This is a genomic window from Acetobacterium wieringae (genome assembly GCF_023700225.1).
Lineage (GTDB): Bacteria > Bacillota > Clostridia > Eubacteriales > Eubacteriaceae > Acetobacterium > Acetobacterium wieringae.
Genome location: NZ_CP097897.1, coordinates 3,626,499 through 3,641,107, shown reverse-complemented (window position 1 = coordinate 3,641,107; position 14,609 = coordinate 3,626,499). Strand labels below are relative to the sequence as shown.

The 14,609-nt window shown below is 40.3% G+C and carries 16 protein-coding genes and 2 pseudogenes; 12 read left to right on the top strand and 6 right to left on the bottom strand.

What is annotated here, in order from left to right:
* The first annotated feature begins 244 nt into the window (after window positions 1-244).
* From CHL1_RS18385 to CHL1_RS17890, 3 genes are all read left to right on the top strand, one after another.
* Complete coding sequence (locus CHL1_RS18385; RefSeq protein ID WP_276495644.1) at window positions 245-370, top strand: hypothetical protein; 126 nt, start codon at window positions 245-247, stop codon at window positions 368-370.
* Between the two features lie 99 nt (window positions 371-469).
* A complete protein-coding gene (locus CHL1_RS17895; RefSeq protein WP_070370391.1) occupies window positions 470-904 on the top strand; it encodes an HD domain-containing protein in 435 nt (144 codons plus the stop codon).
* A 176-nt stretch (window positions 905-1,080) separates the two neighbouring features.
* Window positions 1,081-1,548 (top strand): GNAT family N-acetyltransferase, encoded by a 468-nt coding sequence (locus CHL1_RS17890; protein WP_070370393.1) that lies wholly within the window; start codon window positions 1,081-1,083, stop codon window positions 1,546-1,548.
* A gap of 225 nt (window positions 1,549-1,773) precedes the next feature.
* On the opposite strand, the gene CHL1_RS17885 is transcribed toward CHL1_RS17890, so the two are convergent.
* The 3 genes and pseudogenes from CHL1_RS17885 to CHL1_RS17875 form a co-directional block, all read right to left on the bottom strand.
* Complete coding sequence (locus CHL1_RS17885; protein WP_338078260.1) at window positions 1,774-2,448, bottom strand: uracil-DNA glycosylase family protein; 675 nt, start codon at window positions 2,446-2,448, stop codon at window positions 1,774-1,776.
* A gap of 13 nt (window positions 2,449-2,461) precedes the next feature.
* Window positions 2,462-2,962, bottom strand: coding sequence for an alpha/beta fold hydrolase (locus CHL1_RS17880; RefSeq protein WP_139142322.1), 501 nt, complete (start codon window positions 2,960-2,962; stop codon window positions 2,462-2,464).
* 51 nt (window positions 2,963-3,013) lie between these two features.
* A pseudogene (locus tag CHL1_RS17875) lies at window positions 3,014-3,658 on the bottom strand (HD-GYP domain-containing protein).
* Window positions 3,659-6,073: 2,415 nt separating this feature from the next.
* On the opposite strand from CHL1_RS17875, the gene CHL1_RS17870 reads away from it, so the two are divergent.
* The 5 genes and pseudogenes from CHL1_RS17870 to CHL1_RS17850 all read left to right on the top strand — a co-directional run bounded on the left by CHL1_RS17870 (window position 6,074) and on the right by CHL1_RS17850 (window position 8,213).
* Window positions 6,074-6,556 (top strand): DUF7000 family protein, encoded by a 483-nt coding sequence (locus tag CHL1_RS17870; RefSeq protein ID WP_070370398.1) that lies wholly within the window; start codon window positions 6,074-6,076, stop codon window positions 6,554-6,556.
* A gap of 41 nt (window positions 6,557-6,597) precedes the next feature.
* The gene (locus tag CHL1_RS17865) at window positions 6,598-7,092 is read left to right on the top strand and encodes a putative immunity protein (protein ID WP_250934235.1); all 495 of its coding nucleotides are present in this window, start codon (window positions 6,598-6,600) and stop codon (window positions 7,090-7,092) included.
* Between the two features lie 144 nt (window positions 7,093-7,236).
* Window positions 7,237-7,656 carry an NADPH-dependent FMN reductase family protein gene (locus CHL1_RS17860; protein ID WP_250934234.1) on the top strand — a complete coding sequence of 140 codons (420 nt, stop codon included), beginning with the start codon at window positions 7,237-7,239 and terminating at the stop codon, window positions 7,654-7,656.
* Window positions 7,657-7,767: 111 nt separating this feature from the next.
* A pseudogene (locus CHL1_RS17855) lies at window positions 7,768-7,866 on the top strand (VOC family protein); the annotation flags it as partial.
* Complete coding sequence (locus CHL1_RS17850) at window positions 7,863-8,213, top strand: TIGR04076 family protein (protein WP_070370401.1); 351 nt, start codon at window positions 7,863-7,865, stop codon at window positions 8,211-8,213. The pseudogene CHL1_RS17855 and the gene CHL1_RS17850, both read left to right, overlap by 4 nt.
* 345 nt (window positions 8,214-8,558) lie before the next feature.
* Here the strand turns inward: CHL1_RS17850 and CHL1_RS18610 are convergent, their stop codons facing one another.
* On the bottom strand, window positions 8,559-8,711 hold the full coding sequence (locus CHL1_RS18610) for a transposase (protein ID WP_338076095.1): 153 nt from the start codon (window positions 8,709-8,711) through the stop codon (window positions 8,559-8,561).
* Window positions 8,712-8,930: 219 nt separating this feature from the next.
* Between CHL1_RS18610 and CHL1_RS17845 the strand changes: the two genes are divergently transcribed.
* Window positions 8,931-9,800, top strand: a complete 870-nt coding sequence (locus CHL1_RS17845) for a PhzF family phenazine biosynthesis protein (protein WP_250934233.1) — start codon at window positions 8,931-8,933, stop codon at window positions 9,798-9,800.
* A gap of 198 nt (window positions 9,801-9,998) precedes the next feature.
* Here the strand turns inward: CHL1_RS17845 and CHL1_RS17840 are convergent, their stop codons facing one another.
* Window positions 9,999-11,201, bottom strand: a complete 1,203-nt coding sequence (locus tag CHL1_RS17840) for an IS110 family RNA-guided transposase (protein ID WP_187389181.1) — start codon at window positions 11,199-11,201, stop codon at window positions 9,999-10,001.
* A 395-nt stretch (window positions 11,202-11,596) separates the two neighbouring features.
* Between CHL1_RS17840 and CHL1_RS17835 the strand changes: the two genes are divergently transcribed.
* From CHL1_RS17835 to CHL1_RS17825, 3 genes are all read left to right on the top strand, one after another.
* Window positions 11,597-12,037 carry a GNAT family N-acetyltransferase gene (locus CHL1_RS17835; protein ID WP_250934232.1) on the top strand — a complete coding sequence of 147 codons (441 nt, stop codon included), beginning with the start codon at window positions 11,597-11,599 and terminating at the stop codon, window positions 12,035-12,037.
* Window positions 12,038-12,194: 157 nt separating this feature from the next.
* Window positions 12,195-13,100, top strand: a complete 906-nt coding sequence (locus tag CHL1_RS17830) for an AraC family transcriptional regulator (protein WP_228880099.1) — start codon at window positions 12,195-12,197, stop codon at window positions 13,098-13,100.
* A 220-nt stretch (window positions 13,101-13,320) separates the two neighbouring features.
* On the top strand, window positions 13,321-13,719 hold the full coding sequence (locus tag CHL1_RS17825) for a VOC family protein (RefSeq protein ID WP_148638647.1): 399 nt from the start codon (window positions 13,321-13,323) through the stop codon (window positions 13,717-13,719).
* Window positions 13,720-13,917: 198 nt separating this feature from the next.
* Here the strand turns inward: CHL1_RS17825 and CHL1_RS17820 are convergent, their stop codons facing one another.
* The gene (locus tag CHL1_RS17820; RefSeq protein ID WP_250934231.1) at window positions 13,918-14,517 is read right to left on the bottom strand and encodes a class I SAM-dependent methyltransferase; all 600 of its coding nucleotides are present in this window, start codon (window positions 14,515-14,517) and stop codon (window positions 13,918-13,920) included.
* Window positions 14,518-14,609: the final 92 nt, after the last annotated feature.

Sequence of the window (14,609 nt, the reverse complement as noted above, 5' to 3'; positions counted from 1 at the left end):
TGATTGCCTGACTGGAAGAATGACCATGGAGTAGTTATGATAAAGTTATCCAGGGCTATCAGGGAAATCCGACTGCACTTGATGTTGAGATTATCAAAGACTATTTCCCAACGGTGGCAGATTTTGTTCGTTTTTTCGGAGAAAGAAAATCAGGATGCCTCGAAACCAATCAAAAATCTAGATTGAGTGATGCACAGCTTAAGATATGCTGAGTCAGAACAGCGAATATTAAAATCTGGGCGAATTGTTTGTTGAAAAGCGAAACCAGTTGATCCGACAGATTCAGCAGGAAACGGACAGCAGTATCCGTCAATTGAGTCGGGTGCTGGGTCTGGGTAAGATGATAGTAGAACAGGCATTGAAGCGGTAAATATGACAAATGAAACGGCCCCTCGTCATTTATAGCGTAAAGCTTTTTGATAACCAGTTGTGTGTGCCGTGAGCAATAGCGGCGAAATGGAGGTTTAAAATGTTAAATAAAGCAATCGAAATTGCTGCAATTGCTCATACTGGGCAAGTTGATAAAGCCGGAGCACCCTACATATTACACCCACTCCGAGTGATGCTCTCAAGAGATAATGATCTTGAACGAATATGTGCAGTATTGCATGATGTCGTAGAGGATTCGGAGTTTTCCTTTGAAGATTTACGTAAACAGAGGTTTTCAGAAGAAGTCATTGAGGTATTGGATTGCCTGACTAAGCGCGATGGAGAATGTTATGATGCATTTATTGGCAGAGTAATAGAAAATGAAACGGCCTGTCGGGTGAAACTGGCAGATATCGCTGATAATATGGATTTAACACGTATTGAAAAGCCAACCGAGAAAGACCAGGAACGGATTAAAAAATATGAAAAAGCGGTTGAAACTATTTTAGCAGCGTTATCATCAGAGATTGAATAAATATGACACGGGGATGCTTCGTTTGTCATGCATTCAGTTGGGAGCCTTTGGGTATCTTGTCCGTTTGCCCAAAAGATAGAAAAATAATACAAAAGTATTTGCATAAATAGATTAGGTACTTTGATTATGCAGACTAGATTTTAGAGCATCCTCACAATGCCCGGGGAAGGAAAAACATGAAAATCACAAAAGCAGAAAAAGCAGATCTTGAAAATATTTTATCACTTCAGTATTTAGCATACCAGAGCGAAGCGAGACTGTTAAATAATTATGAAATTCAGCCATTGACCCAAACACTGGAAGAAGTATTGCTGGAGTTTGAAAAAGGAACATTCTATCAAGCCGTAAATGAAAAAAATGAACTGATTGGATCGGTCAGAGGTTTTGTTGACAATGATACGCTCTATATCGGCAAATTGATTGTACATCCCGATTATCAGGGAAATGGCATCGGCACAGCACTGCTGAAAGAAATTGAAAAAGACAACTCCGGACTACGACAAGAACTGTTTACCAGTGATCAAAGTCTTAGAAATTTAAGACTTTATAAACGCCTCGGCTTTGTCCAATTCAAAATCAAACCGCTGTCAAAAGATTTGAATCTGGTATTTATGGAGAAAAAACCGGGATTGCTCGAGATATGATATGAGGATGACTCGGTAATTGCATAACAGCGTTCCATTGACATCTCTCTCATCCCCTTTGTCATAGGGAACGGGTAAGATGATATGGAGTGAGATTAAAAACAATAACGTGGTAGATAACCAGGAGAAACGATCAAGGACATTATCACAGAGACAATCGACAATTTATACAGAAATAATATGATCGGATTATGTGGAAACCCTCCCATAATTATATGAACTGATTCAAAAATTGATGATGCGGGCCATTGTGGCAATATCCTCAGAAGCCATTGCAAATTTTGACTTCTCAATAAGAATATTTTTGCCGGTCATAATATAAGACGGCATCACCCGAATATTCCCATAATAGATTTCGCTATTTCGCAATTTGTAGGTGGCAACCGCCGGAATGACATTTTTCTTGGTTGTCTTTTTGGCCAACATGCTAAACGCTTTTTTGGCAACGTCGCCCATGAGCATAATTACTTTGACATTTGGGAATAAGGAAAGCTCTTTTTCCAGGTAGGGTAAGCTATTTTGGATACTGTTTTTTTTAATTGTGTAATCTGACTTAGGTGTTTTGACTGCGTTTGTAATATAGACACCCATGTGCAAGATATCCTGGATATCCTTGACTGGCAATCCAGACTTTTGAAAAAGTGGTATCGTTGTTGTCAAGTAATCGGCATCACGCTGTCCGTAAAAATCTTGAGTGGGGTCGGCTGGAACGACCTCGTTTATCATGATTGTCTTGATTTTCAGGGGATCAAGCTCTATATCATTTAACTGGATATTTTCTGCAACGCCAACTGCTTTTTCTAATTCGGCTCTCACATTCATTTTTAATACTCCTTTGAAGTCATCTAATGGCGGTTTTGTGTTTTTCTGTTTGAACGGATGCACTTTTTTGAATAACAACGTAGAGATCTGTTTATTGGTGCGTCTTATCGAGAAACGCTTTTACCGCCGCATTGACCTGTTCAGGACGTTCAAGCGGCAGGATATGCCCTGCGTTCGGAATGACTTCCAACTCGGCTTTTGTGCCACTGTCGGTAACCCGTTTTACCGCGTTGGCAATCTCAAACTGCTTCACCAGAACACTGTCCGCTCCTCTTAGCCAGAGTGTCGGACATTTAATCAACGGAAGCCGGTCAAGAAGGGTCCACTTTAATCGGAACGGTCCGATGCAGCTCAACTGCCAGTCGTCCATGTCATTTTCGCCATAGTGATATTTACCCTTTATCTCATCCTCAAGAATTGAAGTCAACCGGTCCGGATCCGTTGGTTTTGAACCACCCACATAAATAGACTCCAGCAATTTTCTCATCGCCGCATGGTCTTTCTTAATATACCTTCGGTTAAGCATCCTAAGCATACCGGGGATCTTTATGTAAAGCCATACGATAAATTGCGAATCGACCGTTTCGCTCAAGCCGCCCGGCACATTCTCAACACCATTTGATATTTTTTCGCATCAATCGTATCATTCATTCTGGGGTTCAAAATCTGGGTTTAAAATATTATCGTTGATCATTTCCAGCATTACATCAACAAGCATGGGGTCAAACTGCGTTCCCCGACCATTCTTAAGTTCATAAATTATATAATCTCTGGTTTGTCGTTCGCGGTATGGTCTGGTGCTGTTCATAGCATCAACGGCGTCGGCTATTCCAATAATTCGTGCCTCAATAGGGATTTTTTCTCCAATCAAACCATAGGCATATCCAGTCCCATCAAAGCGCTCGTGATGATAAAGAGCTCCTTCTGAAACCTTTTCAATCGCTGTGAAATCTTTTAAAATAATACTTCCGATTTCGACATGTTTTTTTATCTGTTCATATTCCTCCTCGGTCAATGCATTTCACTTCAATAGTAATGCATCTGGGATGCCAATTTTGCCAATATCATGAACGAGGGCTATATTATAAAGATTTTCCACCTTTTTTTCTGACCAGCCCAGACGTCGTGCCATTTCTGCTGAATACTCCGATACCCGTTCGGAGTGTCTGCAAGTGTATTCATCTCTTGCGTCCAACGCATTATTGACCGACAGAATAGTTTGCAGTAAGATACTTTCCACTTTTGCATGCTCTGCCTGAACTGCTTCCTGCAAATCTCTATTTGCCATCATTACCTTATAATGTGCTTCTTGAAGTTCTTTTTCCCGATTTCTTTCGATTCGTAAAATATCGGTAACATCACTGCATTGAAGGTAATAGATCAGATTACTTCGATCAATTGTCTGAACAAACATTTTTTTTAATTGCCCATTTGGAAGTTCACAAACATGAAAAAAAGATCCATCTTCTCCACAGCGCTTATTAATATAATTTACAATACCATCCTGGCGGGAAAATTCTTGTCCAAAATAACGTGCAAATTGCTGAAAGCCCCGAGACGATTTAAAATACTCTTTTAGATTGATATCGAAATTTTTCCGATTCTGATCTTGGCCTTTGCCGAAAATAAACCGGCATTTATTAGCCGACAAATCAATATAGGCAATATAGTCATGTTCATTTTTGATGGTTTGCATCATCATCATATCAGCCACTAACTCATCAGTGACGTTTTCTTCCCACACTTTGATGAATATTTCTCCGCTATCCGGGGATTTCATCATCGTAATTTCCAGGGCAATATAGATTCGTCCCTCTTTTGTCTGAAGTGTGAGGGTTCTATTTCTTGGGTATGATCTGCTTTCATATCTAAAGATCATATGCTTTTTTTGACAGATATTGAAAAAATAGTCATCTTCTTTCACAATAGATTTTCGATGCAGACAATTTATGTAATTATCAAAGGTCTTTCCATCATTTGTACTGTCATAAATAAAAGCATGTCCTTCATCAAGGATCGCTTCATTTTGAGTGAAATTCCATACCCGAAAACCCCTGTACCCATTTTGATAGAATGGAAGCTTGTTGGTGCTTCCTGTAAACATGATGTTGTTAAAAGCCACCCGTTTATGTCGAAGCATATTGTCCTGGTTAATTTCTGAATCCCCTGTTTGATATTCATAAAAATATATTGTATAGGCAGGTTCATCATTCCAAGATGAGGAAATAACATTTACCTCCAGATTTCTATGCGTATTCGGTTCCTCAATCACTTTTGGCCCTATGTCAACCATATCAAATATTTTTTTCATTGAGTTAGGAAAATCGCTATAAAAATACTGTTGAAATGTCATTCCACTGTCATAGTTGATTTTAGGTGGGAGCATGCGACATACAGCTTTATTAAAATAGAGTAATTGTTTTTCTTTTCTGGAGACCACCACCATTGCACCCATATTTTCATCGAAAAAACGTGTTTTTGGTGATTCAAACTCCTGTAACGTCTGTATTAATATCTGTTCTGAATCTGTGATATCAAGATATTCAATAAAAGCCAGATTCGTACCATCTTCCATCAGTCGAAATTGTCCAACTGCATGGACATAGCGGTATTCATTCTGACCATATAACTTGGTGCGATAGGTAATATCATAGGAATCTTGTTTGGTTGCAAAACGGTAACCAAGTCTAGCCAGCATTTCGGCATCATCAGGATGAACATTTCCAAACATATTGTTGTTAAAATGATCAATAAGTTGACTTCGTTCTTCACCTATAAAATTACACAAGCCGTCTGATACCAACAAAGTAACCACTTTACCATTAATATACTGAAATATACCAAGAGGCATTGGAAACATCTCATATGCTGCTCTATGGTCATTTGAAAAGAGATATACCTGCCCACTACTCATCGTGCTCTCCTCATAAATATAGTATATATTTTCGACTTTGCAAATATACTATCATATTATTAAACGTTTGAATATTTAATTTTGGAAGAGAATTAGAGTTACATTCGATTAGATGTAATCGTTTTTTATTCTGCTGTAAACGTTTGTCTGCATTAAAATACGATTCATCATTTTGGTAGCTTTTTCTTACAAGGATACACATTTAACGTTCGAAAGAGAAACTTTAAATCATTAATTTCAATTGATGACATAAACGTCCCCTTGTCATCCGTTTGTGCGTTTTTGGCAGAAAAAGAAAAATTTCTTTTGTAGCACGTTATTTTGATAAACTTTTCAGTAACTTGCATCGAAAAAATGAGGGGCGTTGCCGCAGAAACCATTATTATATGGTATAATGAAACAAATTGCTGTGGGAAGATTTAAATGGACATAAATAAAATTTAAGCAGATTGCAATTATTCATACCAGTTTAAATAAAGTGTCGGGCCTGTTTTTCTTTTTCTGCCCGATCGTCTACCCTTTTTTGGGTAATCGTCTGCTTATCATAACGGGATTTCTGGCTTTTTTTGCAGCAATTGAAGAGTTCCTGATTATCCTTACATCAAAAACGCTGAATTTAAACAGAACAAGCATTTTCTCTAGGCAGTAAAGCGGGGTGCGATCAAATGTAATTGGATCGAAGTGGAAAAAATGACATGGGGAGATTTCGATTGTCATGCCCTTGTCTTGCGGGCGCTTCGTTTGTGATATATTTAAAACAGCTAAATCAAATTTGTTGGAGGTAAAAGGATGAAAACGATTAACGAACAAATAGCGGCGTATACTCAGCAGTTGCAGCAAGGTGAAATCCAAATTGCATACAAAGGGATATTGGCATTTATAGGTAAATTAAGAGCCGCTTTTATTAAAAAATACCCACATTACGATGTCAGCAACATTTATCAGGGATATCTGGACATGTCCTATTTTTCTTTGAGTACGAAGCCATTAAAAGAAAAAGGTTTAAAAATTGCGATTGTGTATTTACATGAAAAAGGGTCTTTCGAGGTATGGCTTTCGGCGCGGAACCGCAATATTGCCAGGACACATCAATCGATACTTGATAGCCTTTCAGATGAAATAAGTGTATTTCATGATAAAAATAATCAGGACGCTGTCGCTGAATGCATATTGACAGGCACACCAGATTTTGAAGATCAGGCGCTCTTGATCGATACGATTGATTATGGAGTTGAGAAATTTGTTGCGGCGATAGTCAATCGTATAAAATAAAAAGTTGATGCTGACTATGCCTGACAAGAAGGGGAATAACCATGCCGAAAACGAGAAAAATGCTATGTGACTGGAAAGCGCCTTATATTCAATCGCTGATGAGGTTAATTGAAACGCAGAGTAAAGAAACCCTTGCAAACTGGGCCATTACTTATTGTGAAGAGAGGCTACTACCATTATGGGAGCGGGACTACCCGGATGATCTGCGACCACAGCAGGCTTTGAAGGCGGCTCGAGAATGGTTGTCAGGGACGATTAAACTGCCCCAGGCAAAAAAGAAAATTCTCGCCTGTCATGGCGCTGCCCGTGATGCAGAGGGAAATCCGGTGGCGCAAGCGGTGGCCCGGGCCATTGGTCAATCGGCATCGACCATTCATTCCGCCCGGCATTGTATCGGTTTGGCTTTTTATGGCGCTTTGGCAGTCGCCTATGATCAGCTCGGGACAGCGGCAAGCTGGGATGAAATTGAACACTGTCTTAGCCGCAGAGTGTGGTCGTATCGAAGCCGCTTTGCGCAGTATGGCAGTGGAGCATGAAAGAAACCCGGCAAAAATCAACTGGAACTGTTAAATCGGACAAAGCGCAAAAAAAGGGGAACAGGTGGGATTGCAGAAAGAAGATCTTTGGGAACTGGCGGGAAGTGTCCCCTTATCATGATTAAAGTACTGGAGGTATTGAAAATGATGAAGACTGCTGTCATTTATGCAACGAAAACCAAACATTCAAAAAAATTGGCGGAAGCGATCGGTTTGTTTTTGAATACTACAGCCCAAGATATCGCTAAGAATCCGGCCTTGGATGATGTCGATTTGCTTTTTATCGTTGGCGGTATTTATGGTGGTGCCAGTATGCCGGAATTATTGTCATACATAAAAACGTTTGAGGCACCCATGCCCAAATATGCAGCACTGGTAACAAGCTGCGCTTCAGGGAGTCAAAGGCAGACTGTGGTTTGCAATATACTTGAAGAAAAGGGAGTAAAAGTTCTTGACGAATTTGTTTGCAAGGGTAGGATTTTATTTGTTTCCGCAACGCATCCAAACGCAGAGGATTTAAAAGCAGCAATCGACTTTGCACAAAAAATTGTAGCTGGGGTCTAAAATAAGTTTTGCATTCAACGAATGCATATAAAAAGACTGAGAACGGAAGCCCATGTTCGATATCGCCCAGAAGTACAACACGAGCCCCGGACTGAAAGGCCTGTTTGCGCTACCGAACCTTGGGGACAGCAGACCTGCTATATTGCAGATCCTGAAGGCAATTTGATTGAAATAGGATCATTTACTAATGAAGGAGAAATGCAAGCATGAAAAAGTGGTACGACGAAGAATTTGAATTTGAGATAGAAGTTACTGGATTTCTTCGCAGTGATCATACCGAGCATTACTGCCGCAACGGCGAAGAGATAGGGGATAAATATACCTGCACCTACGGTTGTCCCGTAAATAATCAGGGATATGGAATCTGCTCAAAGATGATGCAGATTCTCTTTGCAGATATGCAGGCAGTAAGAAGCGGCGGAGATTTGATGAATGTAGGTGGATCAGAGAAATACATCAAGGATTATGTGTGTCCGGATGGATGTGTCTGTTTTAAAATGACGGCAAATAAGACCGAAAATGTAAATTTCTATAAAGGAAATTTTTTTCAGCAGTGAGACTTGTAGTAATAAATCAATATAATGTTTAAGAAAAATCTAGTGATTATTTTTGAAAGAGGCAACACTAAACAGACCTAATAGTATCAGGCTTTTAAAAGGATATGCGCATCGATTTAAAAATCGATATTACACACTCCTTTCTAGTGCATAGAGTTGGTGGTTGCGTAGTAGCACATCCACCATGCGCACTATTTTTCTTGCGGTAAGAACGGGGGCACGTTTGTGCTGATGTTTGGGAACTTCAGGTTGCTTTTTGAGATCGTATTAACGATAAACTGGTTCACTTCGCATGACCGAGTCGGCAGCTTCGACCAGGTAATAACGAGATAGTAGTTTCCAGTTTTAGTGGTGACGGTTAAAGTTGCCGGATTGTTTTCGCTTCCAATAAAGCCCGGCATACTTGGCAATTTTGGCTTTGTCTTCAAACCGTTCAATCTGAACCAATTTTGCAAGCATGCAAGCGTATAGACAGGGCCAATATCCGGTATACCCAATAAAGACTTTGATTCCGGTATCGTAGTAAGCCGGTTTTTAAATAGCTTTATTCATTGTCTGAATTGCCATTTTCAACATCGAATCAGCATCTGATTGAAGCAAAAATATCACTGAGAATCCGACCTTGCATAAAAATTGCAGAAAAGTATTTGGGAGAAAAACGGTGAATTGAGTCGAGGGGACACAGCGCCGATTAAACTTTGCTACGGGGGTATTTAGATGGAAATTAAGGTTTTTAAAATCAATGCATTTGCAAAGACTGAAATAGGAGGAAATCCGGCTGGTGTTGTGACAAACGCTGATGAGCTATCTGAAAATGATATGAAAAAGATCGCTGGAATTGTTGGTCTCAGTGAGACTGCTTTTGTCATGAAATCTGATGTTGCCGACTTCAGAGTACGCTTTTTCACGCCAACTGAAGAAGTCGATTTGTGCGGTCATGCCACCATCGGAACGTTTTCGACGTTACTTAAAAAAGGTTATATTCAGTGTGGAAATTACACACAAGAGACAAAAGCGGGCATTTTAAATGTTGCGGTGAGAGAAGACGCTTCGATTATGATGAATCAAGCGAAGCCAAGCTTTTATGAGATGATAGAAAAAACGGAAATTGCGGATTCTCTAAATATTTCAGTAGCTGACATAAATGAAGCATTGCCTGTACAGATTGTATCGACTGGAATCAAAGATATCATCATACCAATCAGAAATATGAATGTGCTTTGTGGCATTAAGCCGGATTTTTCCATGATTTCTAATATCAGCAAAAAATACAACGTAATTGGGTATCATTTGTATGCACGTAATTCGCTCAATAATTCAAGTGTCCATTGTCGTAACTTTGCACCGCTATATGGTATTCCTGAAGAGTCGGCAACAGGAACATCAAACGGCGCATTGGCGTGTTATTTACTTAAATATAATCAGATTACGCCTGAATACGCTAAAAACGTGTCTTTTGCGCAGGGAGACTCAATGAACAGGCCATCGGAGATTATGATTTCGATAAGCGTGGAAAACGATGAAATACATGAAGTTCGAGTTGGTGGAAAAGCTTTAAATCTAACAGAGATTAAAATTGAAGTATAAACAATAGCTATAACAAATGACGTCGGGACGCTTCGTTTGTCATGCCCATCAATCGGCGAGATGCTTGAAAAAAGCCTGCAAATAAAAAGTCAATAGGAAATTGAGAGCTTTGTAAAAAAAAGTATATTCAAGAAATAAGCACGACAAAAAGACCAGCAAATATCGTTGGTCTGAAGATTAGGAAATCTGTGGTAAGTGTTACGAAAGAGACAGCAGGTATTCTTTTACTCTACCATAGTAGATACGCAGAAACTTATTAGCGCCTGCAGTCATGTAAACATAGTAAGGTTTACCCTGAGCACGTTTCTTGTCGAGAAACTGATAAACAGCATCATCTTGTGGCTTGGTTTTGATAAGAGCATCCATGACCTGAAATAGCGTTTTACGCAAAGACGAAGAACCTCGTTTGGAAGTATGGACACTTTTTTGTTCATAGGTTCCAGACTGGTTAACACCTGGATCAACGCCTGCAAAGGCAGTAAGAGCACCCTTATGTGTAAACCGTGTAACATCGCCGATTTCAGCAATCAACTGAGGGCCAAGAGATGATCCAACACCTTTCATTCCCATGACGATTGAGTATTCAGGAAGTTTGGATGCGGTTTCATTCATCAGAGTACGAAGTGATTCTACAGTTTTGGAAGCAATGTTTAATTGATCGACAGCTTGTTTCACAATGAGTTTGGTCAAATGATCTTTAGGAAGTACAGGAACAAGTTCCTTTGCTGCTCCATAGATTTCTTCAGCTTTTAATTGACTGAAGTTGTACTTATTTCGCTTACACCATTTCTGATAATGGACGGTGAAAGCGTGAAGAGACATTTTACGAACACAGTCTACATGCCAGTATGCAGCAGCGAAATCAACCCATTTCTGGCTGCCATCATCACGAGCAGGGCTGTTGAAGTAAGTATTGACACCTGGATAGGTTTGATCAAGTATGCCGATAAAATTATTTTTCATAGCCGTTTTGTGCTTCATGTAAAAACCAAACTGACGGTTCATTGTTTTTAACTGATTACGTATTTCATCCATAAGATTATACTGTTTCAAATCATTCCAACTGTCAAGAGCATAACGCGCTATTTTAATAGCATCTGCTTTATCAGATTTGACTTTACGTAGAGAGTTGTCACCGAAATCTTTAATAAGCTTAGGATTTATGGCACTTACAAAAAGATTTGCCTGAGAAAGCTCACGTGCCAGTGGCTCATAATAACGACCCGTATGCTCCATAACGATGCGGGATTCGCCGTCAATGGATTGGATCTGGTTGATGAGAGAACGGATTTCTTTGGAAGTGTGGCGAATCTCAAAAGGCAAAGAAACAATCTCACCATACGGGCGGATAATAGCGATCATGCTTTTGCCCTTGGAAACATCAATACCTACTGCGTTCATGTTCATAAATTTGTCACTCCTTAAAATTATTGCAATGGATAAACACCAGTTTTACTCATTGCCTATTCAATCTACTGTGGTGTGACACGAACGTACTGTAGGACAGCAGTTCAACCTGCATAAAACGAACGCTGCGAATGAGGAGCCGGTTATCAGTCTTTTTTACGGACGCGAAGTCCAAGAAAGGCAGACGATATACCTATTGCTCTTACATTCTAACAGCTTAAGCAACAAGATGGATAATGTCCTAACTGGTTGTTAGGTACTATGACCATAAATATATTGTAGTAGAAGGAAGAAATGTATCGATTCCCGGGTTTTTCAATGGGACGTCTGCAAAGGCATGATAGGGATCTTTTGTGTGGATTTGAGTTTTAAAGTAGGGGTGAATACTGGTGAATATAAGGAAAGTTGAAAACAATAAGAAAGCATTTATCGACTTGCTTTTATTGGCTGACGAACAGGAAGACATGATCGACAAGTACCTTGAGCGTGGGGACATGTTTGTTTTGGATGATCATGGCGTTAAAGCCGAGTGTGTGGTTACGAAAGAGGCAGAGGGTATTTATGAGCTTAAGAACATTGCGGTTATGCCCGATTGTCAGCGAAAGGGATATGGAAAAGGACTGATCGATTTTCTGTTTTTTCATTACAGCGATTGCAAGACAATGCTTGTAGGAACGGGTGATGTTCCTTCGGCGCTCTGTTTTTATCAGAAATGTGGATTTACAGAATCATATCGGATACAAAACTTTTTTACGGACAATTATGACCATCCAATGTTTGAGGATGGGACACAGCTTGTGGATATGGTATACCTGAAGCGAGAGCGATGAAGGATTATGATCCTGACTATCACCAGTTATGGCTTAAGCGCTTATATTTGGGGGCCAAACGCAGCGACTTTTACAGTAGCTTGCGCTAAAAAGGCAGACCCAGTCAAGCGCTGTTTGGCATATCATGATAGGCTATCAGTCAAGGAGGTGCTTTAAAATGCATGCATGGGAACAAATACAAGAAACCATTGATTTTATTGAAGACCATTTGACTGAGGAAATTGAAATTGAAAAGCTGGCCGGGATGGCTGCCCTGTCACCCTTTTATTTTCAGCGTCTGTTTAGCCGGTTAGTCAAAAAGCCGGTGGCCGAATACATCCGGTTACGGCGAATGGCCAAGGCAACCGAGGCGTTGCTGCAAGCGGATCAGCGTGTTCTGGATATCGCATTGGAGTTGGGTTTTTCATCGCACGAGAATTTTTCCCGAACCTTTAAGGATACCTTTGGGATGACACCAAGTGAATACCGCAAGAATCCGACTGCACTGAATTATATGACTAAACCGGAGCTGCTACTTAACTATGTGCTGCTTGATGAAGGGGTACCGCTTATCACGGAGGGAATTGTCCTCGAGATTAACCGGCAGAAGCTGAGGGAACCGGCCTTTTTTGTGGGACTCGAGAAAAAGCTGCCGGTCCAGTTTTTAAATGGCCTGGGAACGGAATCCGGTGCAGATCCCCTGGATACCCTTTGGCGGGATTTTCATCGGCAGAAGGGGGCAGTATTAGGGCTTCCCGATGATGTCGAAGAAATTGGGGTGACCTATCCTTGTTCTGAGGAGGGCTACTTTTGTTATTTTGCCGGCGGAACAGCCCAAGCGGCTGTAATTCCGGAAAATATCAGCAGTTGGGAGCTGCCGCAAGGAGACTACATTGTTTGCAGTTTTGAAGCCGAGAACTTCAAAGAGCTGGTGATGGATGCTTTATACAAGGCCCAGCAATACCTGTATCAGGTTTGGCTGCCAAATAAAAATTTGTCGACTGATTTCTTTTGTGCGGAGCGTTACTCAAGCCATTCACCCGAAACGACAAGCATGGAGGTCTGGCTGAAGCTGACCAATTAGCTTTCAGGTTATCACAGAATAATGATCGAATTGTGAGAAGACATGTTAACTGATGATCGTTCATAAAACGAAATAATTCGGACGGTTCTCTCACAATTCTTTAAAAACTTTGAGAAGATGCGATAACAGCACCCGTAATATTTTTTTAGACATACGTGACATACAGGTGTCATGTTTCCCATGATAAAATGGCGGCAAAAACCAAAGGAGAAAATTCATAATGAAATTAGAAGGCGTCGGGGTGTTTGTAAAGGATATGGCTACCATGATCCGTTTTTATCGGGAGGTGTTGGGGTTTGAAATTAAAGAATCAGAAGACACCAGCAATGTCTATTTGGAAAAAGACGGAACGCTGTTTCTTTTCTTTGGCAGACAGGATTTTGAAGCGATGACCGGGCGCAGATTTGGCTATGCACAAGGCGTCAATGGACATTTTGAAATTGCACTGAGTGTTGAAAATTTTGACGAAGTGGACAGAAAGTTTGCTGAGATTACCGCAAAAGGTGGCCAGCCGGTCATGCCACCAACAACAGAGCCTTGGGGTCAGCGCACCTGTTATATTGCTGATCCAGAGGGAAACCTGATCGAGATTGGTTCTTTTGTAAAAGGCGAGGATTAATGTTCCCTGGTAAACTTGAGGCAATGAGCAAAGTTAAGTCATAAAGATACCTTTTTTCGCAGATCACAAAAGGTTTTCTTGTATGCCTTGTGATTTATGGCAGACTGGAGTTTTCTTTAATTGCGACAAAAAATGAGCAGTTTGGATTGCAAATTCAACGTGCTCATTTTTTACATAGTACCCTTTTGCAATGCCCTTTTAAACACGTTGCTTCTTGGGTTTAACGGCCAAAACAGTATAAATAGCATCATTAATTTTACGCTTCTTCACAATCTCAAAGCCAGTGCTTAACAATATTTTTTCGAGTTCCGCTGATTGAATACGAATCGACATGGGCGGGCCTTCGACAATCAAGTCGTCCTTTTCATACTCAAGACATAATAGGTGACCGCCGACTGATAGCACTTCAAATATTTTGCTGAGCGCTGTCGTCAGTGACCTTACTTCATGAAGGATTAGAGAAGCCATAACAAAATCAATGCTGTCATTTTGAAGACTTAAATTCTCAATGGTCTCTTGAAGCAGTTCGATGTTAGCAAGTCCTTTTTCGTTCGCTTTGGCTTCGATAACATTGAGCATGCGTTTGTCAGGGTCCATGGCATAAACGTTACCCATTGTCCTCACTGCCATCGGAATCGTAAAAAATCCTGAACCAGCGCCCACATCAAGTAGGGTATGGTTTTTATGAATGGGCATTTGGTTAATAAGCACTTCGGGTGGAATCAGACTCTCTCTTTGTTTACTATCTAAGAAAGCGATTTTGGTTAAAAATTTTTGATCCGGTTGGTTATGTTCCATGATAAAATCTCCTATTAAATATAAATCAGACTGTATTTATCTATGATCGCGCTAAAAAAATGAGCAGTTAAAACTGCATCTGTTGCCCGCTC